This window comes from Enterobacter sp. PTB (assembly GCF_051130085.1).
Lineage (GTDB): Bacteria > Pseudomonadota > Gammaproteobacteria > Enterobacterales > Enterobacteriaceae > Enterobacter > Enterobacter ludwigii.
Genome location: NZ_JBDKEE010000002.1, coordinates 84077 through 107666, shown reverse-complemented (window position 1 = coordinate 107666; position 23590 = coordinate 84077). Strand labels below are relative to the sequence as shown.

Below are 23590 nucleotides of genomic sequence, written 5' to 3'. Positions count from 1 at the left end.
CATGTCACCTCTCCTCTTGCAGGCGAACCATGGCATCACGTGACCACGACGCCATCACCGCCTGCCCCGGCGTCACGCCGCTCAGCGTTGCGGCATCGCTAAAATTGGCCTGGCTGACCAGCAGTTTTGCACCGTCAGCGAGTTTTAGTTCAAGTCGCGTTGCCGCCCCCTGATACTGTACTGCCTGCACCACGCCCTCAACCTGAACCTCACCGCTCTCATTGAGGCGAATATGTTCCGGTCGTAAAGAATAGATGCCTTCCATCCCGCACACGTTGTGTGCCATACCGGCGTCAAACACGTTTGAGGTCCCGACAAAGCTCGCCACGAAGGGCGTTCCTGGACGCATATAGAGATCGCGCGGGGTGTCGACTTGCTCAATGCGGCCATTATTGAAAACCGCGACCCGGTCAGACATCGACAGGGCTTCCCCCTGATCGTGAGTGACGAAAATAAAGGTGATGCCGAGCTCCTGCTGCAGCTTTTTCAGCTCGAACTGCATCTGCTCACGCAGTTTAAGATCGAGCGCGCCGAGCGGTTCATCCAGCAGCAATACCCGGGGTTCATTGACCAGCGCCCGCGCGATGGCGACACGTTGACGTTGCCCGCCGGAAAGCTGCGAAGGCTTACGCGTGACAGCAAAGCTTAGTCCCACTTTTTCCAGCGCTTGACGCGCCTGCGCATGCCGCGTTTTCTTGTCGATACCTTTGACCATGAGCCCGTACGCGACGTTGTCGAGGATCGACATATGCGGGAACAACGCATAATCCTGGAACACGGTATTCACATCGCGTTCCCAGGGGGGAAGTGCGCTCGCCTCTTTACCGAAGATTTTGATTGCGCCGCCTGACAGCTGCTCAAAACCGGCTATCAGACGCAGGCAGGTGGTTTTGCCGGAGCCCGAAGGCCCCAGCATGGAGAAAAACTCTCCGTCATGAATAGCAATGGTGACCCCATCCACCGCCCGCACGTCACCGTACAGACGGGAAACGTCATTAAACTCTACTGCGTACGTCATGTTCTGCTCCTGCGATTAACGGCCGCCCATGATGGCGATGTAATCCTGTGTCCAGCGGCTGTAAGGAACGAATTTGCCGCCTTCTGCAATCGGGGTTTTCCAGAACATGATTTTGTCGAAATAGTTGTAGCCGTTCGTTTCGCAGCCTTTATCGCCGAGCAATGTGCTGGCTTTACACCCTTCCGGTACCACGGGCAGCGAGCCAAACCAGGCCGCCAGATCGCCCTGCACTTTAGGCGTCAGCGACCAGTTCATCCATTTGTAGGCGCACATCGGGTGCTTGGCCTGCGCGTGCAGCATGGTGGTGTCCGCCCAGCCGGTTACCCCTTCTTTCGGGAAAACAGTGGCGACAGGCTGGTTCTCCGCTTTCAGGGCATTGGCCTGATAGGGCCAGGCGCTGGAGGCCACTACGCCTTCATTTTTAAAGTCGCTCATCTGAACGGTGGTGTCATGCCAGTAGCGGTGGATCAGCGCATGCTGGTCACGCAATACCTTCAGTACGGCGGCATACTGTTTTTCTGTTAGCTGGTACGGGTCGGTGATACCCAGCTGCGGCTGCGTGGCTTTGACAAACAGCGCCGCATCGGCGATGTAAATCGGGCCATCATAGGCCTGCACGCGGCCCTGATTGGTTTTACCGTCAGGTAAATTCTGTTTCGTAAAGACGACGCTCCAGCTGTCCGGCGGCGTCGGGAACGTTTTGCTGTTGTACATCAGCAGGTTTGGCCCCCACTGATACGGCGTGCCGTAGACGTTGCCGCCGACGTTAAACCATTCACCTTTGACGATCCGCGGGTCGAGAGTTTTCCAGTTTGGGATAAGGTCGGGGTTAATCGGCTGAACGCGTTTCCCCATGATCAGGCGCAGTGAGGCATCGCCCGAGGCAGTGACCAGATCGTATCCGCCTTTCGCCATCAGGCTAACCATTTCATCCGAGGTGGCCGCGGTTTTAACGTTCACCGCGCAGCCGGTCTCTTTTTCGAACTGCGTGACCCAGTCATAATTTTTATCGGTTTGTCCCCGTTCGATGTACCCGGGCCAGGCAATAATATCCAGTCGTCCTTCCCCGTCGCCGATTGCCTTCGGTGGCTCTGCGGCGTGCGCTGTCATGAGGGTCATGCCGAGCGCGCACAGGCTGCTGCGGGCAAATTTTTTGCTCATAAGAATTACTCCTGTCGCAATGAAATTTAGCGGCAGCCGTGCCGTAAAAATATCTCCCTTATTAAACGTAGACCGCGCAAATGCGCCGCACCGTGCGGCTTAAAGAAATTTCATCAAGGTGTGACCGAGGGCGCATTCCCCGTTAACTGGATTATAGACAAGGAGTTAGCGTTGAGAGGCGGTATGCAGATTTCCTATGATGCGGTACTGCGGAATATTCGCCCTACCGCCATCAGGATAAGGAATGATTATTTTAGAAAGGTGCGGAGATTATTATTCGAGCATGCTGCTAATTAATTTCCCTAACTGAATCACAGCCTGTTCTTCCCGCTCCCCCCACGCCCAGGAGGTATTAAACCGGAAGAACGGTGTCCAGGCGTCAGAGGTCGAAAACATCTTACCGGGGGCAATACTGATGTGGTGCGTTAGCGCTTTCTCGCTCAGCAGCCCGGCATCCAGCTGCGCCGGGAGTTCCAGCCACAAAAAATAGCCGCTGTCGTTGTGATGAATTTTGACGCCTGCCGGCATATGGCGCAAAAGCGACTGCCACGCCTGCTGTTTGCGTTCGGCCAGCGTGCGGCGCAGGCGGCGAAGATGGGCGTCATAGCGTTTTGTCGCCAGGTAATCCACCAGCGCCAGCTGCATGGGTGAACTGGTCGATAAGGTGCTCATCAGCTGTAGCTGCTGAATGCGTCGCGCATGTTTACCTGCCGCCACCCATCCGATGCGAAACCCCGCCACCAGACATTTCGAGAAGGACGAGCAGTGCAGCGTCATATCGTCACGATCCCAGGCTTTCGCTGGCAGGGGTTTCTCCCGGCCAAAATAGAGTTCGCTGTAGACATCATCTTCGATCAGGGTGACGTTGTGCCTGGCGAGAAGCGCGACCAGGTGCGCTTTTTTCTCTGCGCTGAGCGTGAAGCCGAGGGGATTTTGACTGTTGGTCATGAGCCAGCAGGCTTTGACCGGATACTCATTGAGCGCCTGCTCAAGCGCATTCAGATCGATCCCTTCGCGGACGTCCGTCGCCACCGACAGCGCTTTGAGTTTCAGGCGTTCAAGCGCCTGCAGTGCACCATAGAAACAGGGGTTTTCGACAATCACCCAGTCACCAGGCTCGGTAACGGCCTGCAGGCTAAGATTCAGGGCTTCGAGTGCGCCTGCGGTAATGACAATCTCATCCGGCGAGATATTCATTCCCTGCTGCGCATAGCGGCGGGCAATGGCGTGGCGAAGGTCAACGTTACCTGGAGGCAGGTTTTCAATTACGCTCATTGCTGTGGCGGTTTTACTGACATTGGCCAGCGAACGGTTAAGTTGCTGCAGCGGGAAAAGCCGGGGGTCGGGGAAGGCAGAAGCGAAAGGAACCACCGACGGGTCGCGGCTGGCCTGTAATACGTCGAAGATATAGGTGTTGATATCTACCACTTCGTCCCGCATCACCTGGGCAGGCGGCGCAGGTTGGTGGGCGGTCGGGCGCGAGGCAACGTAATAGCCCGACTGCGGCCTGGCGACGATACGCCCCTGGCTTTCCAGCATCTGATACGCGTGGCCCACGGTCATAAAACTCATGCCGCTGCTCGCGACCTGCTCTCGCAGAGAAGGCAGCTTATCGCCCGGCAACCATACGCCAAGCTCGATCTGCGAGATAATTTGTTGCGCCAGACGCTGGTATTTTTTCATCAGATTCTCCTTATGACCGACAGTGTATATCAGCAGGAGAAAAAGAGAAGATTTTGCTAACTGTTATAGTTAGCCAGATGCATTACTTACGCAGTTCGGTGACGTTACGCTGAGCGTGGCGGGCAGCGGCCAGATGATCGAGGGTAATCATCGACGATTTGCAAAAAATGCATTTTGCACCGAACGGGTTTTTCTCAGACACATCAAAAGCTGAGGTACGGTACTGCGAACCATGGCAGCATGGGCAGCGGAAATGGATATAAGAAGTCATAGGATTCTCCTGTAAACGTAAAAACGTTAATTGCTTAATGGGCCCTTCAGGCGATAGTGGTTTGAAACAAAAACTAATCGGAGTGTAGAAAAAGACCCAAGAGAGGCTGCGGAGAGGCACAACGTGATGAGAACTGCTTTATAAAACTACGTCAGATGTTTATTTGGACTCAAACCCAGAGAGTCATTAACGCATGTTGTTGATAACAAGGCAAGCTGTTTAATGCATAAATATCATAAAAATAATTTTTTTATTCTTTCACGCAAGCTATATCAGATGTGCAAAGCGTGATGTTTTCATGAACTGTTATAGGTAAATTTCGCTTTTCTGCGTCTGATACTCGTTATTTCGCCCCTATACCATAACAGCACACCGTTTGACATTGAGGTTGTGCATGTTTGGTTTAGATGCTTTTCATCTTGCACGGATACAGTTTGCCTTTACCGTATCCTTCCACATTATTTTCCCGGCTATTACCATCGGTCTGGCGAGTTATCTCGCTGTGCTAGAAGGCCTGTGGCTGAAAACCAAAAACCCGGTCTGGCGTTCGCTGTACCATTTCTGGTCGAAGATTTTTGCCGTTAACTTCGGTATGGGCGTGGTCTCCGGGCTGGTCATGGCCTACCAGTTTGGGACCAACTGGAGTGGGTTTTCACAATTTGCCGGCAGTATTACCGGCCCGCTCCTGACCTACGAAGTGCTTACTGCCTTCTTCCTCGAGGCAGGATTCCTCGGCGTTATGCTGTTCGGCTGGAATAAAGTCGGGCCGGGTCTGCATTTCTTTGCAACCTGTATGGTGGCACTGGGGACCATTATCTCAACCTTCTGGATCCTCTCATCAAACAGCTGGATGCAGACGCCACAGGGCTTTGAAATCGTCAACGGACAGGTGGTGCCGGTAGACTGGTTTGCCGTGGTGTTTAACCCCTCCTTCCCGTATCGCCTGCTGCATATGTCGATAGCGGCCTTCCTGAGTAGCGCCCTGTTTGTCGGCGCATCCGCAGCCTGGCATTTGCTGCGCGGAAACAACACCCCCGCCATCCGCGCGATGTTTTCCATGGCGCTGTGGATGACCCTGATTGTGGCTCCCCTTCAGGCGATGGTGGGTGATATGCACGGGTTGAACACCCTGAAGCACCAGCCCGCCAAAATAGCAGCCATTGAAGGCCACTGGGAGAACCCACCGGGTGAACCCACCCCGCTGCTGCTGTTTGGCTGGCCGGATATGGAACAGGAGCGCACCCGCTTTGGGCTGGAGATCCCGGCGCTTGGCAGCCTTATTCTGACGCACAGCCTCGACAAACAGGTTCCGGCACTGAAAGAATTTCCAAAGGAAGACCGGCCAAATTCCACCATCGTCTTCTGGTCATTCCGCATTATGGCGGGCTTAGGCATGCTGATGCTGTTGCTTGGGGTAACGGCGCTCTGGTTACGTTATAAAAAGCGCGTGTACGCTTCGCGTCCCTTCCTGTGGTTTGCCCTCCTGATGGGACCCACCGGGCTGATTGCCATCCTGGCCGGATGGGTCACTACCGAAGTGGGCCGCCAGCCGTGGGTCGTCTACGGGCTTCAGCGAACAAAGGATGCGGTTTCTGCGCATGGTGACTTGCATATGAGCGTGAGTCTGCTGGCCTTCTTCGTCGTCTACACCTCCGTATTTGGCGTGGGTTACAGCTATATGGTCCGCCTGATTAAAAAAGGACCTCAGCCTCATGAATCGTTTGCCACCGAGTCCGATGGACGTCCCGCACGCCCGCTTTCTGCCGTTACTACTGAACATAAGGAGCAACCATAATGGGTATCGATCTTTCCATTATCTGGTTTGTTATCATCGTCTTTGCCACGCTGATGTATATCGTGATGGATGGTTTTGACCTGGGGATAGGTATCCTGTTCCCGGCTACGCCTGATGCCGACGATCGCGATGTGATGGTGAACAGCGTTGCGCCGGTCTGGGACGGCAATGAAACCTGGCTGGTGCTCGGCGGTGCAGCGCTGTTTGGCGCATTTCCGCTGGCCTATGCGGTCATTATTGATGCCCTCACTATTCCGCTGACGTTAATGCTGATCGGACTTATTTTCCGGGGCGTGGCATTTGAGTTTCGTTTTAAAGCCACGCCGGCACACCGCCCTTTCTGGGATAAAGCGTTTATTGGCGGCTCGATCCTGGCGACCTTTACCCAGGGCATGACGGTGGGCGCGGTGATTAACGGCTTTAGCGTCACCGGGCGTGCCTACAGTGGCGGACCGTTCGACTGGCTGACCGTTTTTAACCTGTTCTGCGGCGCAGGTCTGGTGGTGGCCTACGCGCTGTTAGGCTCGACATGGCTGGTGATGAAAAGCGAAAACGCGCTGCAACAGCGAATGCGACGGGTATCCAGAACGCTCCTGACCCTGTTTCTGGTATTCATTGCAGTAATCAGCCTCTGGACGCCACTGGCGCAGCCGGCCATCGCCGCGCGCTGGTTTACCCTGCCGAATCTCTTCTTCCTGCTGCCCGTGCCGGCGCTGGTGGTGATCCTGAGCCTGTGTCAGTGGCGTTGCCTGAAGAACCCAGAGAGCCATCATCTGCCGTTTATCCTGACGTTAGGGCTGATTTTTCTCGGCTTTAGCGGACTTGGGATCAGCATCTGGCCGCACATTATTCCCCCGTCAATCACGCTCTGGCAGGCGGCGGCTCCGACACAAAGCCAGGGCTTTATGCTGGTGGGCGCGTTGTTGATCATTCCCGTGATTCTGGTCTACACCTTCTGGAGTTACTACGTGTTTCGCGGAAAAGTACAGCATGGAGAGGGTTATCACTGATGCAACAACCTTTCTGGAAAAGAGTCATGTGGCTGGCCATTATCTGGGGCGGCAGCGTACTGGCACTGGCGGCGGTCAGTATGCTCTTTCGCATGTTAATGACGGCCGCAGGGTTTAAGTCGCACTGATCGTATTGCGGGCAACGCCAACGTTGCCCGGTACCCGCCCGCACTTTCAGATAAACCCCATTAACGCACGGCAGAGTATCGTTACACTGAAAAAAGATTCACAGTATCTATCGTCTGAGAAGAAAAATGAAAAAGCTCATTGCGTTAAGTGTTATCAGTCTTGTCCTCACCGGGTGCGTTAATCCTGGTAAAGCCTCCGTTCAGCCGGACCAACTTAAGAGCCACCGTTTTGTGCTGGAGAATGTGGACGGGAAAGCCGTTAAGGCCACGACAACGCAACCAGAGATCAGCTTCAAAGCCCTGTCTGATATCAGTCTGGTTAATAACATTAGCGTTTCCGGCGTGATGTGTAACACGTTTAACGGACAGGGGAAATTGTCCGAAGGTGAGCTCAAGGTCAAAACGCTCGCCATGACGCGCAAGCTCTGTACCGAACCACAGTTAAACGAACTGGATCAGGCCATTGGCGACATGCTGCGCAAAGGGGCGCAGGTCGACCTGACTGAAGACCAGTTAACGCTGGCGACAGCCGATAAAACGCTAATGTTTAAGCGTGCGGAGTAATCAGTAGTTTCCGCAGGATCCTACGGCAAGCGACTGTTCACTGCAGCGTTTGCCGTTTGGCAATGCGCACATCCCGATAGCTGAGCCGTCAAGCTGGCGGGCAACAGACAGCGAGCCGCCAATCATCGCGCAGTTGGCTTGTCCGGAGCTGGACATCGCCGCTTTCATTCCCGGCGTTACGTGTGCCGCCGTTGCCTGCTGAACAGGTTCACTGCTGCATGCCGATAATAATAACGCGGCACACCCGACCCAAAATGCTGAACGCATGCTCTCTCTCCCCCATTAATAATGCGAAACCTATGCATAATAGGCATCACATGCCGTGTCGTCGAGAGCGAAAGTGCGTATTTATGCGCTCCTGAAACAATTTCTCGCAATTTTTTCGCCAAAAGATTGATCTACTCATTGATGTCGAGAATACCGAGGACACAAAAGCGAAAATCGTAAAATCCGACCTTTGCTAAACTAAGGGAATAATATTCAAAACCCGTTGTGTTTTTTTCGGGCTCCTTTTTTTGCGCAATGTAAGGGTGTTGTCCTATGCAAACTATTGACGGTAATGGTGCAGTCGCGTCCGTCGCGTTTCGCACCAGTGAAGTTATCGCCATCTACCCAATTACGCCAAGTTCTACGATGGCCGAACAGGCCGATGCCTGGGCGGGCAACGGACTGAAAAACGTCTGGGGCGACGTCCCAAGAGTCGTGGAAATGCAGTCTGAGGCTGGCGCTATCGCGACCGTCCACGGGGCGCTGCAGACCGGTGCTCTGTCGACGTCATTCACGTCGTCGCAGGGATTATTGTTGATGATCCCGACGCTCTATAAACTGGCAGGACAACTCACCCCGTTTGTGCTTCACGTTGCCGCACGAACCGTTGCGACACACGCCCTCTCCATCTTTGGCGATCACTCAGACGTGATGGCCGTCCGCCAGACCGGTTGCGCCATGCTGTGCGCCAGCAGCGTTCAGGAAGCACAGGACTTCGCGTTAATTTCGCATATGGCGACGCTGAAGAGTCGCGTGCCCTTTATTCATTTCTTTGATGGTTTTCGTACCTCTCACGAAATCAATAAAATCGTTCCGCTGGCTGACGACACCCTCCTCAATCTTCTGCCGCAGGCGGAAATCGACGCACATCGCGCCCGTGCGCTGAACCCGGAACACCCGGTGATCCGCGGGACATCGGCCAACCCGGATACCTATTTCCAGTCCCGGGAAGCAACGAACCCGTGGTACAACGCCGTTTATGATCACGTTGAGCAGGCGATGGATGATTTTGCCGCGGCCACCGGACGGCAATACAAACCGTTTGAATACTACGGTCATCCGCAGGCGGAACGGGTCATTGTGCTCATGGGGTCAGCCATTGGCACCTGTGAAGAGGTAGTGGATGAACTGCTGACCCGTGGTGAAAAAATCGGCGTGCTCAAAGTGCGGCTCTACCGGCCGTTTTCCGCGCGACATTTGCTCTCGGCACTGCCGGAAAGTGCGCGCACCGTGGCGGTGCTCGATCGCACTAAAGAGCCTGGCGCCCACGCAGAACCTCTGTATCTGGACGTCATGTCCGCGCTGGCTGAAGCGTTTAATTGCGGTGAGCGCGAAACACTGCCGCGCGTGATCGGGGGTCGCTATGGGTTGTCCTCCAAAGAGTTTGGCCCGGACTGTGTGCTGGCGGTGTTTAATGAGCTGAGCGAGGCTAAACCAAAACCGCGCTTTACCGTCGGTATTTATGATGACGTGACCAACCTCTCTCTGCCCCTGCCGGAAAACACGCTGCCTTCCACCGCAAAACTTGAGGCGCTGTTTTATGGGCTGGGCAGCGACGGTAGCGTCTCCGCGACCAAGAACAACATTAAGATCATCGGGAACTCCACGTCGTGGTATGCCCAGGGGTATTTTGTCTACGACTCCAAAAAAGCAGGCGGGCTGACCGTTTCCCACCTGCGCGTCAGCGAGCACCCTATCCGCTCGGCATACCTTATCTCGCAGGCTGATTTTGTGGGCTGTCACCAGCTGCAGTTCATCGATAAGTACCAGATGGCAGAGCGCCTGAAACCGGGCGGTATTTTCCTGCTCAATACGCCATACAGCGTGGATGAAGTCTGGTCGCGGCTGCCGCAGGAAGTGCAGGCGGTGCTGAACCAGAAAAAAGCCCGCTTCTACGTCATTAACGCTGCAAAAATTGCCCGCGAGTGTGGCCTTGCCGCGCGAATCAACACCGTGATGCAAATGGCCTTCTTCCACCTGACGCAGATCCTGCCGGGAGACAGCGCGCTAATGGAACTGCAGGGGGCGATTGCCAAAAGCTACAGCAGTAAAGGTCAGGTGCTGGTCGAGCGTAACTGGCAGGCGCTGGCGCTGGCACGCGAGTCTTTATTTGAAGTACCGCTGCAAGCGGTTGATGCGTCCAGCCCGAACCGTCCACCGGTGGTTTCTGACGCGGCACCGGATTTCGTGAAAACCGTGACGGCAGCCATGCTGGCCGGGCTGGGTGATGCCCTTCCCGTCTCCGCGCTGCCACCGGATGGCACCTGGCCGATGGGCACCACGCGCTGGGAAAAACGCAACATCGCCGAAGAAATCCCCATCTGGAAAGAGGAGCTGTGTACCCAGTGCAACCACTGCGTAGCAGCCTGCCCGCACTCGGCCATTCGTGCCAAAGTGGTCTCCCCGGAAGCGATGGAAGACGCCCCGGCCAGCCTGCATTCACTTGATGTGAAATCCCGTGATATGCGCGGACAGAAGTATGTTCTGCAGGTCGCTCCGGAAGATTGCACCGGATGTAATCTGTGCGTTGAGGTCTGTCCGGCGAAAGCTCGTCAGGATCCGGACATCAAAGCCATCAATATGATGTCGCGCCTCGAGCATGTCGAAGAAGAGAAGGTAAATTATGACTTCTTCCTGAACCTGCCGGAGATCGACCGCAGCACGCTGGAGCGTATTGATATTCGTACCTCGCAGCTCATTACTCCGCTGTTCGAGTATTCAGGCGCCTGCTCTGGCTGCGGTGAAACACCGTATATCAAGCTGCTCACGCAACTGTACGGCGACAGAATGTTGATCGCTAACGCCACGGGCTGTTCATCAATCTATGGCGGTAATCTGCCTTCCACGCCGTACACCACCGACGCCCATGGCCGCGGTCCGGCATGGGCGAACTCGTTGTTTGAGGATAACGCCGAGTTTGGTCTGGGCTTCCGTCTGACCGTTGACCAGCACCGCGCACGCGTGATGCGGTTACTGGAACAGTTTGCCGGCCACATCCCGGCGGAGCTGAATGAGGCGTTGCACGCCGATGCAACGCCAGAACGTCGTCGTGAGCAGGTTGCGGAACTGCGCAACGCTCTGCAGTGCGTAGAAGGTGCCGGGCAGCTGTTGACCGACGCTGACGCGCTGGTGGAAAAATCAATCTGGCTGATTGGCGGTGACGGCTGGGCGTATGACATCGGCTTTGGCGGGCTGGATCACGTGTTAAGCCTTACCGAAAACGTCAACATTCTGGTTCTGGATACGCAGTGCTATTCCAACACCGGTGGCCAGGCGTCAAAAGCTACCCCGCTTGGCGCAGTAACTAAGTTTGGTGAACACGGCAAGCGCAAGGCGCGTAAAGATCTCGGCGTCAGCATGATGATGTACGGCCATGTGTATGTCGCGCAAATCTCGCTGGGCGCGCAGCTGAACCAGACGGTGAAAGCCATTCAGGAAGCGGAAGCCTACCCGGGTCCGTCGCTGATCATTGCCTACAGCCCGTGTGAAGAGCATGGCTACGACCTGGCACTCAGCCACGATCAGATGCGCCAGCTGACCGCAACCGGTTTCTGGCCGCTCTACCGGTTCGACCCGCGCCGCGCCGATGAAGGTAAATTGCCTCTGGCGCTGGATTCACGTCCGCCTTCCGATGCGCTGGCCGAAACGTTAATGCAGGAACAACGTTTCCGTCGCCTCAACGCGCAACAACCAGAGGTGGCCGAGCAATTGTGGAAAGATGCCGCCGCCGATCTGCAAAAACGGTATGATTTCCTGGCGCAAATGGCCGGAAAAGCGGAAAAACCCACCCGCGACTGACTCTCCCTCTGCCCGGCTTGTCCGGGCATTTTTTTGCCATAAAAAAAGCCCGATGTATTCACACCGGGCGAGTCCAGATAATTAATGAATATCACGTTAATTCACTAAATGACATTCACATAAATTATGGATGAAAAATCTTAAAGGCATATAACGCCGCTGAGATTATCTGATTTAAGGGGCAATTAATAATTTTTATTTAATATGATTAGCTTTAAATCATTCATAAAACCAATGACTATTTCCGTCGCATAATCCGGTTAAGAATTAACTTAACTCGTAACAATTATATTTTATTATTCTTGGTCAGGAGTGATTTAGCATGAGACAGCTTTCTCGTGCGGAAAGTTCAATACGTAATTAAATAAAAACAACTGCAAAGGAATTCCAAAATGCAAAGAAAAGTACTGGCCCTGATGATTCCAGCGCTGTTAATGGCTGGCGCTGCGCATGCTGCAGAAATTTATAATAAAGACGGCAACAAATTAGATCTGTACGGAAAAGTAGATGGTCTGCATTACTTCTCCGACGATGCCTCTAAAGATGGCGATCAAACTTACATGCGTCTGGGCTTCAAGGGTGAAACCCAGATCAATAACATGATGACCGGTTACGCCCAGTGGGAATACAACATCCAGGCCAATAACACTGAAGGGTCTGATAACCAGTCATGGACGCGTCTGGCCTTCGCCGGTATTAAAGTCGGTGACTATGGCTCCTTCGATTACGGTCGTAACTACGGCGTTCTGTACGACGTGGAAGGCTGGACCGATATGTTGCCTGAATTCGGTGGTGACTCTTACACCAATGCAGACAACTTTATGACTGGCCGTGCCAACGGGGTCGCAACCTACCGTAACACTGACTTCTATGGTCTGGTACAGGGTCTGAACTTTGCCCTCCAGTATCAGGGTAAGAACGAAGATGCCAGCAACAACCAGGAAGGCACCAACAATGGTCGCGACACGCGCCATGAGAACGGTGACGGCTTCGGTATCTCCACCACCTATGACTTTGGCATGGGTATCAGCGCGGGTGCTGCCTATACCTCTTCTGACCGTACCAACGAGCAGGTGATGAATACCACTGCCGGTGGTGATAAAGCGGATGCCTGGACTGCAGGCCTGAAATATGACGCCAACAATATTTATCTGGCGGCAATGTATTCTGAAACCCGCAATATGACCCCTTATGGCGATAATACGGATGCCGTGGCCAATAAAACGCAAAACATTGAAGTGACCGCGCAATATCAGTTCGACTTCGGCCTGCGCCCGGCAATTTCTTATCTGCAGTCTAAAGGTAAAGACCTGGCCAACGGTCAGGGCGATCAGGATCTGGTTAAATATGCTGACGTAGGCGCAACCTACTACTTCAACAAAAACATGTCCACCTACGTTGATTATAAAATCAACCTGTTGGATGAAGATGACAGTTTCTACAAAAATAACGGCATTAGCACGGATGATGTCGTTGCATTAGGTCTGGTTTACCAGTTCTGATCCCAAGAGCCCGCATCGTGATGCGGGCTCGTTATTTTCGTTGCGACGCCTGAAGCCAGCCCTCCTCTTCTCTCCCATCATATTTCCCTCTCTTCGCGCCTGTCGGCTCAGTGAATGTGTGAATCATCTCAAAAGGAAAATTTATGACGGTGTCGTTAAGGGTAAGTTTAAAGAAACCCGTGTACACTCACCTTATAGACTTTGCTTCATTAAGGATAACTGCATTGTTTGGTCGTGTATCAGTTGCCGTACTTACCCTTCTGGCGATTATATGGATGGCGTTAATTTTTGATTTTGGTGGTGTCGTTGGGCATCTCGGCGCGCTGTTGAACCATCTGGATGGCAGTTAAGGTTTCCCCCAAACAATACGCCACCAGCAGGGCCGGTGGCGGGAAACGTATCAACGGACTATTTTTTGACCGGCTGAGGCTTTTTATCACCTGACTCAGGCGCCTCACGCGGATCGTCTTTCTCAACATACAGCATATTTCTCTCCTGTTTCGGATACCCACTCCCCACTATAGGCCGCATTGTTAAAATCTGGCCAGGCGGCAGTTATGCTTCTTTTTGACGAAAAGAGAGGTAGCCGAAAACCCCGCTGTCGCCATCCGCGGGATGATTAACGCCGTCCATCACCGCCACTTCGGCAAAATCAAAGGGGGTCACATTTTCAAAACAGGCCACATTCACGCCGTATTCGTTGGGATTTGAACGCCGCTGATGGAAGGTATAAATCCCGCAGACCGAGCAGAAGAAATGGCGGGCTGTTCCTGTGTTAAAACGATATTCCGTGAGCTTATCCGCCCCTTTTGTTACGGTAATGCCTGACAGCGGTGCCGAGACCACCACGGCGCCCCGCATCCGGCAAAAAGAGCAGCTGCAGCGCCGGGCGGTATTTAATCCGTCTGAAAGTTCAACGGTAAACGCCACCGCGCCACAATGGCACTGTGCATGACGAATATCAGCCATCGGTTACACCCCCTTTCTCACGAGCTCGGCAGCCTTAACGAAAACCTCGTCTTCAACGCCATCGCCTTTCTGTCTGCCGAGTCTGACCAGTTCACTCACAATACTGTCTCGATGGATGGGTTGCTGTGCTGAAACAAGACCGATAACGGCGGCACCAATTGCCAGTCCCACTAATCCCGTTTGTTCATCTTTGTTCTTCATGTTTGTGCTCCCTTGTACAACACAAAAAGCGTAGCAGGATTGTGGTAAAACGTGGCGTTGTCACGGATGCTATTTATTCTGTGATACAGGGCGTAACCCCTACGCTAACAGGCGATGAGGTCGAGGTGTACGTGTCAGAATCGCGGCGCGAGGCCGTATTTGGGCGCATTAATGTTCGCAGCCCAGACCTTGATGTCGTTTTGAAGAAGTAAGGTAAAATCCGATTTCAGATGGTTAACCATGCCGTTAACGCTCTGCGCATCTTTCACCGAAAAATGCTCTATCCGGTTCTGCCCGACCTGAACACAATAATACGTGGCCGGAAGCACTTTGCCATTCACGCTAAGTTCTTGGCGGGTCCCGTCACAGCGCCCTTCGGTGATATAGGAGACCAGCAAATTTGCTGATTTCCGCTCAGGCTGAGAGATGCTCAACATGACCGGGAAACCGTCTGAAGTCTGGGTCATATCGTAAAGAACAGCATTTTTTATATACCAGGTATTATATTCCCGTTCCTGAAAAGCTGACCTCGAAGGCGCAGAAACGACCACCAGCATTGCCAGTGTAATAGTTTGAATTTTCATGAGATGTTGTCATCCGTGTCGTTGCACACATTATTCAGATCGTGCAAAAAACAGCAACACCTTAAGAATATTCCTACTACTATTGGCAGTCGTTTTTAGTTATCTACCGTGGTCAGCGCGTTATTGCATTCCGTTTGTACACGCTCAGTACGTTAAAACAGGAAAGAGTTGGTACACCGCCACCATCGCTGAAATACTGACGATGACACTGACAATGAAGTAGGTTTTGAAGGGCTGCTTTTGCGTTTTATGGCGAAACAGTTGCTGACCTATAATCGCCCCGGGCCATCCGCCGATAAGGCCAAATACCAGCAGTGTGGCTTCCGGCACTCTGCGCATGGCCCTTCGCGCCGCCATTTTGTCGGCGCCATACATCGCTAACGTCAGTACGTTGATAAGCAGGAGCCACAGGATGAACGGATGCGAGGTGAATAGACTTCCGATTGCGGCGATCAACAGAAGCAAATAACAAAAGCGATTGAGGGTCATAGCACAAGCCACTGGAATGTTCAGAGTATGTCGAAGCCGCATTATACGCGATATCACAAAGCAAGGTTGCTGCCGTCCACAATTCAAAATCCTGTAAAACGTGCTGGCATTCGGCGCAACAATCCGTACCATACACGGCACACTTTCGCATGCTGGTGGTTAACCGCAGGCGCTGACCCGTCTTTTATTGCCAGTCAGATGGGGCACTAAAATGCGCAGAGGGTGTTTGAAATCTAAGCTTCATAGAGTGAAGAGATGAACAGCAAAGAGAGGGCAATGCTGACAGAAGCTGCCCCTCTAAACCGTTTGCCCCACTGGTGCCCCATTTGAAATTTGAGTACAGATTAAATGCAACAAAATCAAGAAATTAATAAGAAAGAGCAATACAACCTGAACAAACTGCAAAAGCGTCTGCGCCGTAACGTTGGTGAAGCCATTGCAGACTTCAATATGATTGAAGAAGGCGACCGCATTATGGTCTGCCTGTCAGGTGGTAAAGACAGTTACACCATGCTGGAGATCCTGCGTAATCTTCAGCAAAGCGCGCCGGTGAAGTTTTCGCTGGTGGCGGTTAACCTCGATCAAAAGCAGCCTGGTTTCCCGGAACACATTCTGCCGGAATACCTGGAAAAACTGGGCGTTGAGTACAAAATCGTAGAAGAAAATACCTACGGGATTGTGAAAGAGAAGATCCCGGAAGGCAAAACCACCTGCTCGCTCTGCTCTCGTCTTCGCCGCGGCATCCTGTACCGTACCGCGACAGAACTGGGTGCAACCAAAATCGCACTCGGCCATCACCGCGACGATATCCTGCAGACGCTGTTCCTGAACATGTTCTACGGCGGCAAGATGAAAGGCATGCCGCCAAAACTGATGAGCGATGACGGCAAACACATTGTGATCCGCCCGCTTGCCTACTGCCGCGAGAAAGATATCGAGCGGTTCTCTCAGGCCAAAGGGTTCCCGATCATTCCATGTAACCTGTGCGGCTCTCAGCCGAACCTGCAGCGTCAGGTGATTGGTGACATGCTGCGTGACTGGGACAAACGCTACCCGGGCCGTATCGAAACCATGTTCAGCGCGATGCAGAACGTGGTGCCTTCTCACCTCGCGGACGTTGAGCTTTTCGATTTCAAAGGTATCAACCATGAGTCGGAAGTGGTGAATGGCGGCGATCTGGCGTTTGACCGGGAAGAGATCCCCGTGAAACCTGCTGGCTGGCAGCCAGAAGAAGATGACAATCAGTTTGAAGAACTGCGCCTGAATGTCGTGGAAGTGAAATAGTGGAATAATGCAAACGCGTCTCAGACCACCGTCTGAGACGCGTTTAAACCTTATTTCAGCAGACGAACGCGACAGGTTTTACCCTTGATTTTCCCGTTCTGCAGCTGTTTCCAGGCCTTATGGGCAACCGACTGGCGAACAGCAACATAAACATGTGCAGGATGTACCGCAATCTTGCCGATATCCGCCCCATCCAGCCCCACGTCTCCGGTCAGCGCACCGAGCACATCACCCGGACGCATCTTGGCTTTTTTACCGCCATCAATACACAGCGTTGCCATTTCGGCTTCCAGCGGAACGAGACTGACGTTGCCCGGTGCATTCACCCAGTTAAGCTTAATCTGCAGCATTTCAGACAGAATATTGGCGCGCTGCGCCTCTTCCGGTGCGCAGAAACTGATGGCCAGACCGCTGTTTCCGGCACGCGCAGTACGGCCGATACGGTGAACGTGTACTTCAGGATCCCATGCCAGCTCGTAGTTCACGACCAGCTCAAGCGATTTAATATCCAGACCGCGCGCCGCCACGTCGGTGGCAACCAGCACGCGGGCGCTGCCGTTGGCGAAACGGACCAGCGTCTGATCGCGATCGCGCTGTTCCAGATCGCCATGCAACGATAACGCGCTCTGACCTGCGGCATTCAGGGCGTCACAGACCGCCTGACAATCTTTTTTGGTGTTACAGAACACCACGCAGGAAGCGGGCTGATGCTGACTGAGCACCTTCTGCAGGAGCGCGATTTTTCCATGCTGGGACGTTTCATAAAACTGCTGCTCGATAGCAGGCAGCGCATCAACACTGTCAATTTCGATGGTGAGCGGATTTTTCTGCACGCGGCCACTGATTGCGGCGATCGCTTCAGGCCAGGTCGCCGAAAATAACAGCGTCTGACGGTCTGCAGGCGCGAAACGGATCACTTCATCGATAGCATCGCTAAAGCCCATATCCAGCATCCGGTCTGCTTCATCCATGACCAGCGTGTGTAATGCATCCAGCGAGACCGTACCTTTTTGCAGGTGGTCGAGCAGTCGGCCAGGCGTCGCCACAATGATGTGTGGTGGATGCTGAAGCGAATCACGCTGTGCGCCAAACGGTTGTCCGCCACAGAGGGTTAAAATCTTAGTATTAGGCAGGAATCGCGCCAGACGACGCAGCTCGCCCGCGACCTGGTCCGCCAGTTCGCGGGTTGGGCACAGCACCAGAGACTGCGTCTGAAACAGCGCAGCATCAATATGCTGTAGCAGACCCAGACCGAAAGCCGCCGTTTTTCCGCTCCCTGTTTTAGCCTGAACGCGTACATCACGCCCCTCAAGAATGGCGGGCAATGCGGCCGCCTGAACAGGCGTCATGGTGAGGTATCCCAACTCGTTGAGGTTATCGAGTTGGGCGGCGGGCAGTACATTCAGGGTTGAAAAAGCGGTCACAATAGTCTCTCGTGGTCATCTTTGCGGTCAGATGGCGCGTATCCTCGCAGATCTCGGGGTTCGATGCGACAATTTAATCGGTTCTTCATCGGGCGGCGGGTCAGGCATCGGTTGCGGACGCGGAACAGGATCGGGCATCGGTGTCGGATCGGTGGGGATCGGATCGGACTGACGTGAATACTGCAGTTGCAGAGCGAGTAAGATGCTCATCATTCCCTCCAGGTTTTACTGACGTCCCTTTTAGGGTAGACGCTGGGGAACAGGAGGCAAAAAAAAGCCGACTAGTTAAGTCGGCGTCGTACGAATCAATTGTGCTATGCAGTAATTCAAAAAAAGGAAGTAAGACAATATGGAGCGCAACGCCCATCGCTTGACGTTGCATTCACCTGCGGGAGTAATATTGCACCTTACGCGGTCATTGTTTATTGACTTCGCTCAATTAAAAGAGCGTTTTGATCTCCGTAAAAGCTGAAAAAAGCGTAAATTTACAGCCATTTACTACGATGCAACCACCATGCAACACCACCGATCAAAACAACTAACATGACGCAAAATGCGGTAAAGCCATAATGGGCCGCGCCGCCGGGAATTCCGCCCAGGTTCACGCCAAACAATCCCGTCAGAAATGTGCTCGGCAGGAAGACCATTGCCATCAGCGACATCGTATAGGTTCTTCTTGCCAGCGACTCCTGCATCACCTGCGCGATTTCATCCGCCATGACGCCCGTCCGGGCAATACAGGAATCGATTTCATCAAGTCCGCGGCCCAGCCTGTCGGCAATATCCTGCATTCGGCGTCGCTGATCGTCATTCATCCAGTTGAGCCTTTCGCTGGACAGACGCGCGTATACGTCCCGCTGTGGCGTCATATAGCGGCGCATAACAATTAACTGCTTACGCAGGAGCGCCAGAAAACCGCGCGGCGGGATCTGCTGATCGAGCAGGTTATCTTCGAGGTCGATGATTTTATCGTGCAGCTCTTCGATAAACTCACTCGCATGGTCAGTCAGCGCGTCGCAGACGTCCACCAGCCAGCTTCCGCAATCGGTCGGTCCGGTGCCCTCTTTCAGATCGTTCACGATATCATCCAGCGCCAGAACTTTACGCTGACGGGTGGAGACAATCAGACCATCGTCCATATAAACACGCATCGCGACCAGCTGGTCAGGACGTTCATCGGTGCTGCCGTTAATGCAACGCAAAGTGATGAGCGTGCCGTCCCCCATTCTGCTCACACGTGGCCGCAGGCTTTCACCCGCCAGCGCATCACGCACGTTGTTCGGCAGGAGCGGCGTCGTGGCCAGCCAGTCGGCACTGTCCGGATGGGTATAGTTAAGGTGTAGCCAGCAGGGATGCTCATTATCAATAACATCGTTGTCTTCCAGCGGTCGGGCACCGCCACGACCATCCAGCACCCAGGCAAAAACTGCATCAGGAACGTTTAGTTCTGATCCTTTTATACTCTCCACCGCGCCTCCCCCTTTTCAGCTCTTTCGTTGTCAGTCTAGCTTTCATCAGGGGTTAAGCAACAACTATGTTTCGCATCGCGCTGAATTCGCTCAGGAAATAACCGTATTCCGCCAGGCGCCTTTTCAGACCGCACGGGAGGATAATTCAGCGGCGAGAAGTCGGGATAAAAGAGCCCGGTGACCAGGCTCTTTTCGCGCATCAGAGGGAGTGACCGGGACGCGATTGGAATGACAGCGGGCCAGCATGAGAAGGCGTGGATTCAGCCTGATACCCCTTTTCGAGCCGGAAGTTACGCGTCCGCGCCTGCAGTTCACTTACCTGATTACGCAGTACATCAGAGGATCCGTTGAGTTCTTCTGCCATCGTAACGTTACTTTGCGTGACCCGTTCCAGCTCAGACAAGGCCAGCGTAATCTGGGAAATGCCTTTCTCCTGCTCTGACGTCGAGGTGAAAATGTCATCCATCAACTGGCTGACATTGCCGGAGCCGGTCACAATTTCTTGCATATTCTTTTCAGCTTCGGACACAACGGTCACGCCCTGAGTAACGTTATTGCTGGTCACTTCAATCAGCGTTTTGATGTTTTTGGCGGCGTCCGCGCTGCGGTGGGCCAGGTTTCGCACCTCTTCTGCCACCACCGAAAACCCTTTGCCGTGGTCACCGGCTCTGGCCGCCTCAACGGCCGCGTTTAGCGCCAGGATATTCGTCTGGAAGGCAATGCCGTCGATCATCGAGATAATCTCCGTCATTTGCTGTGCACATTCGGTAATGGATTGCATATTGGTGGCCACCTGCCCCATCAACTCGCCACCTTTGCGCGCCTGCAGTGTCGCCCTGTTTGCCTGCTCGCTGGCCAGTCGGGTGTTATCGGCATTATTTCGGGTACTTGCTGCCATCTGCTCCATGCTGGCAGCCGTTTGCACCAGCGATGCAGACTGCTGCTCTGTTTTCACCGAAAGCTGCGCGCTACGCGCGGAGAGTTGATCGGACAAGGTCATGGCGGTTTGCGACGAGGCCCTGATCTCGCGTACCAGGGTCGCGATGTTGCTGGAGAGGCTGTTAATCCCGGGGATTAAACGCCCTGCACAGTTATTGCCAAATTCAGGGATAGTCACGCCAAGATTGCCTGCAGTCACTTCTTCAATACTTTTTTTCACCGTATTGATCGGCGTCACAAGATACTTTGTCATGTAGCCCCAGAGCAAAAATAGCGCAACGAAATTAATGATATTGAGTGAAATAAAGAGAGAGGATTTGCTGGAAAATAGAACAACGACACCTGCATCAACCAGGAAAAGACATAAAAGGAACCCGGCAATGAAGGTTCTGACACTAATATTTCTTAGCATGATTATATCCACGATTTTATATTTAGGTCGGCATTAAGATTTATAGCATTCGTGTTGTTGTTTGTCCTGATGAACAACGCTGGTTTCACCTTTCGCCGTTAGCCACCTGAGATTTAACTTAAGTCAGATAAAAACAGGGTATTAGTGAAAATGTTATATGCAGCATCCTGTGATACTGGTTTCCTGCCACTTTAAGCGATACCATCGCCTGCGATGAGACAATATGGCCGCGCTCATATTTAAGGAGCTTTGCTGCAATTATTCGCCTTTGTTTAGCAATGCTTAATAGGTGCCGGAAAGAATATATTTTATATTCACCGCCAGCCTTAACGTTTTAATATGACCGGTCGTTTTGCACGATACCTAACTCATATTATTTGAATGCGCATGTACGTTGCCAGTTAAAGACGTGCCCGGCAGGCGAAATCGGTAACCCTCTTTGGCGTGGGATTGCATAATGCTCAATATATCGTGGGACCCTGTGTTAATAGCCCTCTCGTATCTGGTGGCCTTTATCGCCTCATTTGTGGCCCTGGACAGCGCCGGAAAAATCCCGCTTTCCAGCCGTAAAACGGCGATGTTCTGGCGTATCGCCGGAGGCGTCACGCTTGGGATCGGGATCTGGTCAATGCACTTCATCGGCATGCTGTCGATGCAAATGCCGATGATAATGAGCTATAACCTCTGGTTAACCCTCGCCTCACTGGGCGTGGCGGTGGTTGCATCCACGGTCGCCATCAATATTGCCGTAACGGGTAAAACCCTTTCCCCTTTTCGATTGATCGTTGCCACGGTGCTCCTGAGCGCTGGCGTGGTCTGTATGCACTTTATCGGTATGGCCGCACTGATGCTGGACAGCCATATTCTCTGGGATCGACGCATTGTTGCCGTGTCCGTGTTGATTGCCGTTATGGCCTCCGGCGCGGCGCTGTGGCTGGCATTTCGCCTGCGGGATATGCGCAAAGGGGTGTTTATCAATCGTATTCTCGCGGCCTGCGTGCTGGGTGTCGCCATCTGCGCGATGCACTACACCGGCATGCGTGCCGCCCATTTTCAGGAAATGACGCATACCCTGCCCGGCGGTATCAGCGAGTTGGGGTTATCGGTCTGGGTTTCTGTCACCACACTGTGCCTGCTCGGCGGTATGTTAATGATTTCGCTCATCGACTCGCACCGGCGGACGAACCGACTGACCGACAACCTACGCCAGCTTAATCGTCAGCTTGAACTGCAGGCGCGGTTTGATGCGCTTACCGGTCTCGCTAATCGCCACCAGATGGACATTCGGATGCAGGATTGCCTGCGCAGCGCATTGCTCAGCAAGAAGCCATTCGCCGTGATTTTCCTCAACGTCGATCATTTCAAACGCATCAACGATACCTGGGGCCACAACACCGGGGATGAGTTGTTAATCTCTCTCGCGCAGCGCATTACCGCCCGCCTTACCCGCGAGATGACCCTCGCCAGGCTTGGCGGCGACGCCTTTATCCTGCTGGTTCCCGAGTGTGACGACGATAAACTCAACGCGCTGCTCACGACATTGCTGGAGGATATGCGCCGCCCGTTTTCACTTTGTGGGCACACGCTGAGCACAACAATCAGCGCGGGGGTCAGCCTCTACCCGCAGGATGGCGAGACGCTGCATGAGCTGAAGCTGAAAGCCGATGCGGCCCTGAATCGCGTCAAAGAGGATGGACGAAACGGCTGGGCCGTCTACCGGAACGAGATGTCTACGGCTATTCCGGCTAACCCCGGCTTCCTGCAGGAGTTAACTCAGGCGCTGGAACGCGATCAGTTTGAACTGTGGTATCAGCCGACCTGGCATGCAAAAGACTCCACTATTCACGGTTTTGAAGCCCTTCTGCGCTGGCGGCACCCTGAGCAAGGGGTGTTGCTGCCTAATCTGTTTTTACCGTCGCTGGAACAAACGGGGCTGATCATCCCGGTGGGGAACTGGGCGATTGAAGCGGCATGCCGTCAGCTTCATTTCTGGACAGAACAAGGTTTCAGCCAGTGGACATTGTCCTTTAACCTCTCCCCCGTCCAGTTCGAACAGCCGGATATCTTCCACATCATTTCGTCGATGTTGCATAAATATAATCTGTCGCCCTCCCGGCTTATCCTTGAGGTGACAGAAAGTACCGCACTGAAAAATCTCGACCGCAGTATTGAATTACTCAATGCGTTCAATCAAGCCGGGATTACCGTCTCGATTGATGATTTTGGCACCGGCTATTCCAACCTGTTGATGTTGAGCGTTCTGCCCGCTAAAGAGCTAAAAATCGACAAGAGCTTTGTGCACTCGATGCTGGTAAATGAAAAAAGCCGCAAGCTGGTGGAAACCATTATTAATATCGCCAGGACCATGGAAATGAATGTGGTTGCGGAAGGGATCGAGACGGAAGAACAACAGGTGGTGCTGACGGACCTCGGCTGTGATTACCTGCAGGGGTTCCTTTTCTCCCGTCCTTTACCTGCCGAACAGGTTCCCTGGCTGCTGCTGCAAAAAAACTCAGACAAACAAATTATACCCATTGGTAAAATTCACGCGGAACCCGCATATATTTCACAAAAAAATCATGCCTGACCGGGTTAAGTAGAGTATGTTTCAAAGGAGTCCAC

At 53.3% G+C, this 23590-nt stretch carries 23 protein-coding genes and 1 pseudogene; 10 read left to right on the top strand and 14 right to left on the bottom strand.

Annotated features, from left to right (window positions below; all coding sequences use genetic code 11):
* Positions 1-4: 4 nt before the first annotated feature.
* The 4 genes from AAIR21_RS02685 to ymcF form a co-directional block, all read right to left on the bottom strand.
* Positions 5-1018 (bottom strand): ABC transporter ATP-binding protein, encoded by a 1014-nt coding sequence (locus AAIR21_RS02685; protein ID WP_020884017.1) that lies wholly within the window; start codon positions 1016-1018, stop codon positions 5-7.
* Between the two features lie 15 nt (positions 1019-1033).
* Entirely contained in the window at positions 1034-2179 is a 1146-nt protein-coding gene (ydcS, locus tag AAIR21_RS02680; protein WP_020884016.1) for a putative ABC transporter substrate-binding protein YdcS, read from the bottom strand.
* A gap of 273 nt (positions 2180-2452) precedes the next feature.
* Complete coding sequence (locus AAIR21_RS02675; protein WP_183516326.1) at positions 2453-3862, bottom strand: PLP-dependent aminotransferase family protein; 1410 nt, start codon at positions 3860-3862, stop codon at positions 2453-2455.
* 82 nt (positions 3863-3944) lie between these two features.
* Positions 3945-4133, bottom strand: coding sequence for a cold shock small protein YmcF (ymcF, locus tag AAIR21_RS02670; RefSeq protein WP_020884014.1), 189 nt, complete (start codon positions 4131-4133; stop codon positions 3945-3947).
* Positions 4134-4527: 394 nt separating this feature from the next.
* Here ymcF and AAIR21_RS02665 point away from each other — a divergent pair, with 394 nt between their 5' ends.
* From AAIR21_RS02665 to hslJ, 4 genes are all read left to right on the top strand, one after another.
* Complete coding sequence (locus tag AAIR21_RS02665; protein ID WP_032680924.1) at positions 4528-5928, top strand: cytochrome ubiquinol oxidase subunit I; 1401 nt, start codon at positions 4528-4530, stop codon at positions 5926-5928.
* Complete coding sequence (gene cydB / locus AAIR21_RS02660) at positions 5928-6938, top strand: cytochrome d ubiquinol oxidase subunit II (protein WP_086532467.1); 1011 nt, start codon at positions 5928-5930, stop codon at positions 6936-6938. The genes AAIR21_RS02665 and cydB overlap by 1 nt, the downstream gene beginning before the upstream one ends.
* On the top strand, positions 6938-7066 hold the full coding sequence (locus AAIR21_RS02655) for a DUF2474 domain-containing protein (protein WP_014170274.1): 129 nt from the start codon (positions 6938-6940) through the stop codon (positions 7064-7066). The genes cydB and AAIR21_RS02655 overlap by 1 nt, the downstream gene beginning before the upstream one ends.
* A 126-nt stretch (positions 7067-7192) precedes the next feature.
* Positions 7193-7630 carry a heat shock protein HslJ gene (hslJ, locus tag AAIR21_RS02650; protein ID WP_014170275.1) on the top strand — a complete coding sequence of 146 codons (438 nt, stop codon included), beginning with the start codon at positions 7193-7195 and terminating at the stop codon, positions 7628-7630.
* Here hslJ and AAIR21_RS02645 read toward each other — a convergent pair whose 3' ends face one another.
* A complete protein-coding gene (locus tag AAIR21_RS02645) occupies positions 7631-7897 on the bottom strand; it encodes a putative hemolysin (RefSeq protein WP_014170276.1) in 267 nt (88 codons plus the stop codon).
* A 273-nt stretch (positions 7898-8170) separates the two neighbouring features.
* Between AAIR21_RS02645 and nifJ the strand changes: the two genes are divergently transcribed.
* The 3 genes from nifJ (at position 8171) to AAIR21_RS02630 (ending at position 13547) form a co-directional block, all read left to right on the top strand.
* On the top strand, positions 8171-11695 hold the full coding sequence (gene nifJ / locus AAIR21_RS02640; RefSeq protein ID WP_183516325.1) for a pyruvate:ferredoxin (flavodoxin) oxidoreductase: 3525 nt from the start codon (positions 8171-8173) through the stop codon (positions 11693-11695).
* A gap of 392 nt (positions 11696-12087) precedes the next feature.
* Positions 12088-13197, top strand: coding sequence for a porin OmpC (gene ompC, locus AAIR21_RS02635; RefSeq protein WP_032680921.1), 1110 nt, complete (start codon positions 12088-12090; stop codon positions 13195-13197).
* A gap of 143 nt (positions 13198-13340) precedes the next feature.
* Positions 13341-13547: a hypothetical protein gene (locus tag AAIR21_RS02630; protein WP_063934306.1), complete on the top strand. Its 207-nt coding sequence runs from the start codon at positions 13341-13343 to the stop codon at positions 13545-13547.
* A 58-nt stretch (positions 13548-13605) separates the two neighbouring features.
* Here AAIR21_RS02630 and AAIR21_RS02625 read toward each other — a convergent pair whose 3' ends face one another.
* The 5 genes from AAIR21_RS02625 to AAIR21_RS02605 form a co-directional block, all read right to left on the bottom strand.
* The gene (locus AAIR21_RS02625) at positions 13606-13683 is read right to left on the bottom strand and encodes a hypothetical protein (protein ID WP_223263916.1); all 78 of its coding nucleotides are present in this window, start codon (positions 13681-13683) and stop codon (positions 13606-13608) included.
* Positions 13684-13752: 69 nt separating this feature from the next.
* Entirely contained in the window at positions 13753-14166 is a 414-nt protein-coding gene (locus AAIR21_RS02620; protein ID WP_020884007.1) for a GFA family protein, read from the bottom strand.
* A gap of 3 nt (positions 14167-14169) precedes the next feature.
* A complete protein-coding gene (locus AAIR21_RS02615; protein ID WP_014170281.1) occupies positions 14170-14367 on the bottom strand; it encodes a hypothetical protein in 198 nt (65 codons plus the stop codon).
* Positions 14368-14501: 134 nt separating this feature from the next.
* On the bottom strand, positions 14502-14951 hold the full coding sequence (locus AAIR21_RS02610) for a hypothetical protein (protein WP_025204100.1): 450 nt from the start codon (positions 14949-14951) through the stop codon (positions 14502-14504).
* A gap of 144 nt (positions 14952-15095) precedes the next feature.
* Positions 15096-15440 carry a DUF1294 domain-containing protein gene (locus tag AAIR21_RS02605; protein ID WP_020884005.1) on the bottom strand — a complete coding sequence of 115 codons (345 nt, stop codon included), beginning with the start codon at positions 15438-15440 and terminating at the stop codon, positions 15096-15098.
* A 90-nt stretch (positions 15441-15530) separates the two neighbouring features.
* Here AAIR21_RS02605 and AAIR21_RS02600 point away from each other — a divergent pair.
* Positions 15531-15647 (top strand): annotated as a pseudogene (locus tag AAIR21_RS02600) (site-specific integrase); the annotation flags it as partial.
* Positions 15648-15788: 141 nt separating this feature from the next.
* A complete protein-coding gene (gene ttcA, locus AAIR21_RS02595; protein WP_138013879.1) occupies positions 15789-16724 on the top strand; it encodes a tRNA 2-thiocytidine(32) synthetase TtcA in 936 nt (311 codons plus the stop codon).
* Between the two features lie 50 nt (positions 16725-16774).
* Here ttcA and dbpA read toward each other — a convergent pair whose 3' ends face one another.
* The 4 genes from dbpA to AAIR21_RS02575 all read right to left on the bottom strand — a co-directional run bounded on the left by dbpA (position 16775) and on the right by AAIR21_RS02575 (position 20968).
* A complete protein-coding gene (gene dbpA / locus AAIR21_RS02590) occupies positions 16775-18148 on the bottom strand; it encodes an ATP-dependent RNA helicase DbpA (protein ID WP_014170312.1) in 1374 nt (457 codons plus the stop codon).
* Positions 18149-18175: 27 nt separating this feature from the next.
* Positions 18176-18358, bottom strand: coding sequence for a proline-rich small protein YnaL (gene ynaL / locus AAIR21_RS02585; RefSeq protein ID WP_020882481.1), 183 nt, complete (start codon positions 18356-18358; stop codon positions 18176-18178).
* Positions 18359-18633: 275 nt separating this feature from the next.
* Positions 18634-19617, bottom strand: coding sequence for a zinc transporter ZntB (gene zntB / locus AAIR21_RS02580; protein WP_014170313.1), 984 nt, complete (start codon positions 19615-19617; stop codon positions 18634-18636).
* Positions 19618-19816: 199 nt separating this feature from the next.
* Positions 19817-20968: a methyl-accepting chemotaxis protein gene (locus AAIR21_RS02575; protein WP_072031442.1), complete on the bottom strand. Its 1152-nt coding sequence runs from the start codon at positions 20966-20968 to the stop codon at positions 19817-19819.
* Positions 20969-21425: 457 nt separating this feature from the next.
* Between AAIR21_RS02575 and AAIR21_RS02570 the strand changes: the two genes are divergently transcribed.
* On the top strand, positions 21426-23555 hold the full coding sequence (locus AAIR21_RS02570) for a putative bifunctional diguanylate cyclase/phosphodiesterase (RefSeq protein WP_183516306.1): 2130 nt from the start codon (positions 21426-21428) through the stop codon (positions 23553-23555).
* The last annotated feature ends 35 nt before the right edge of the window (positions 23556-23590 follow it).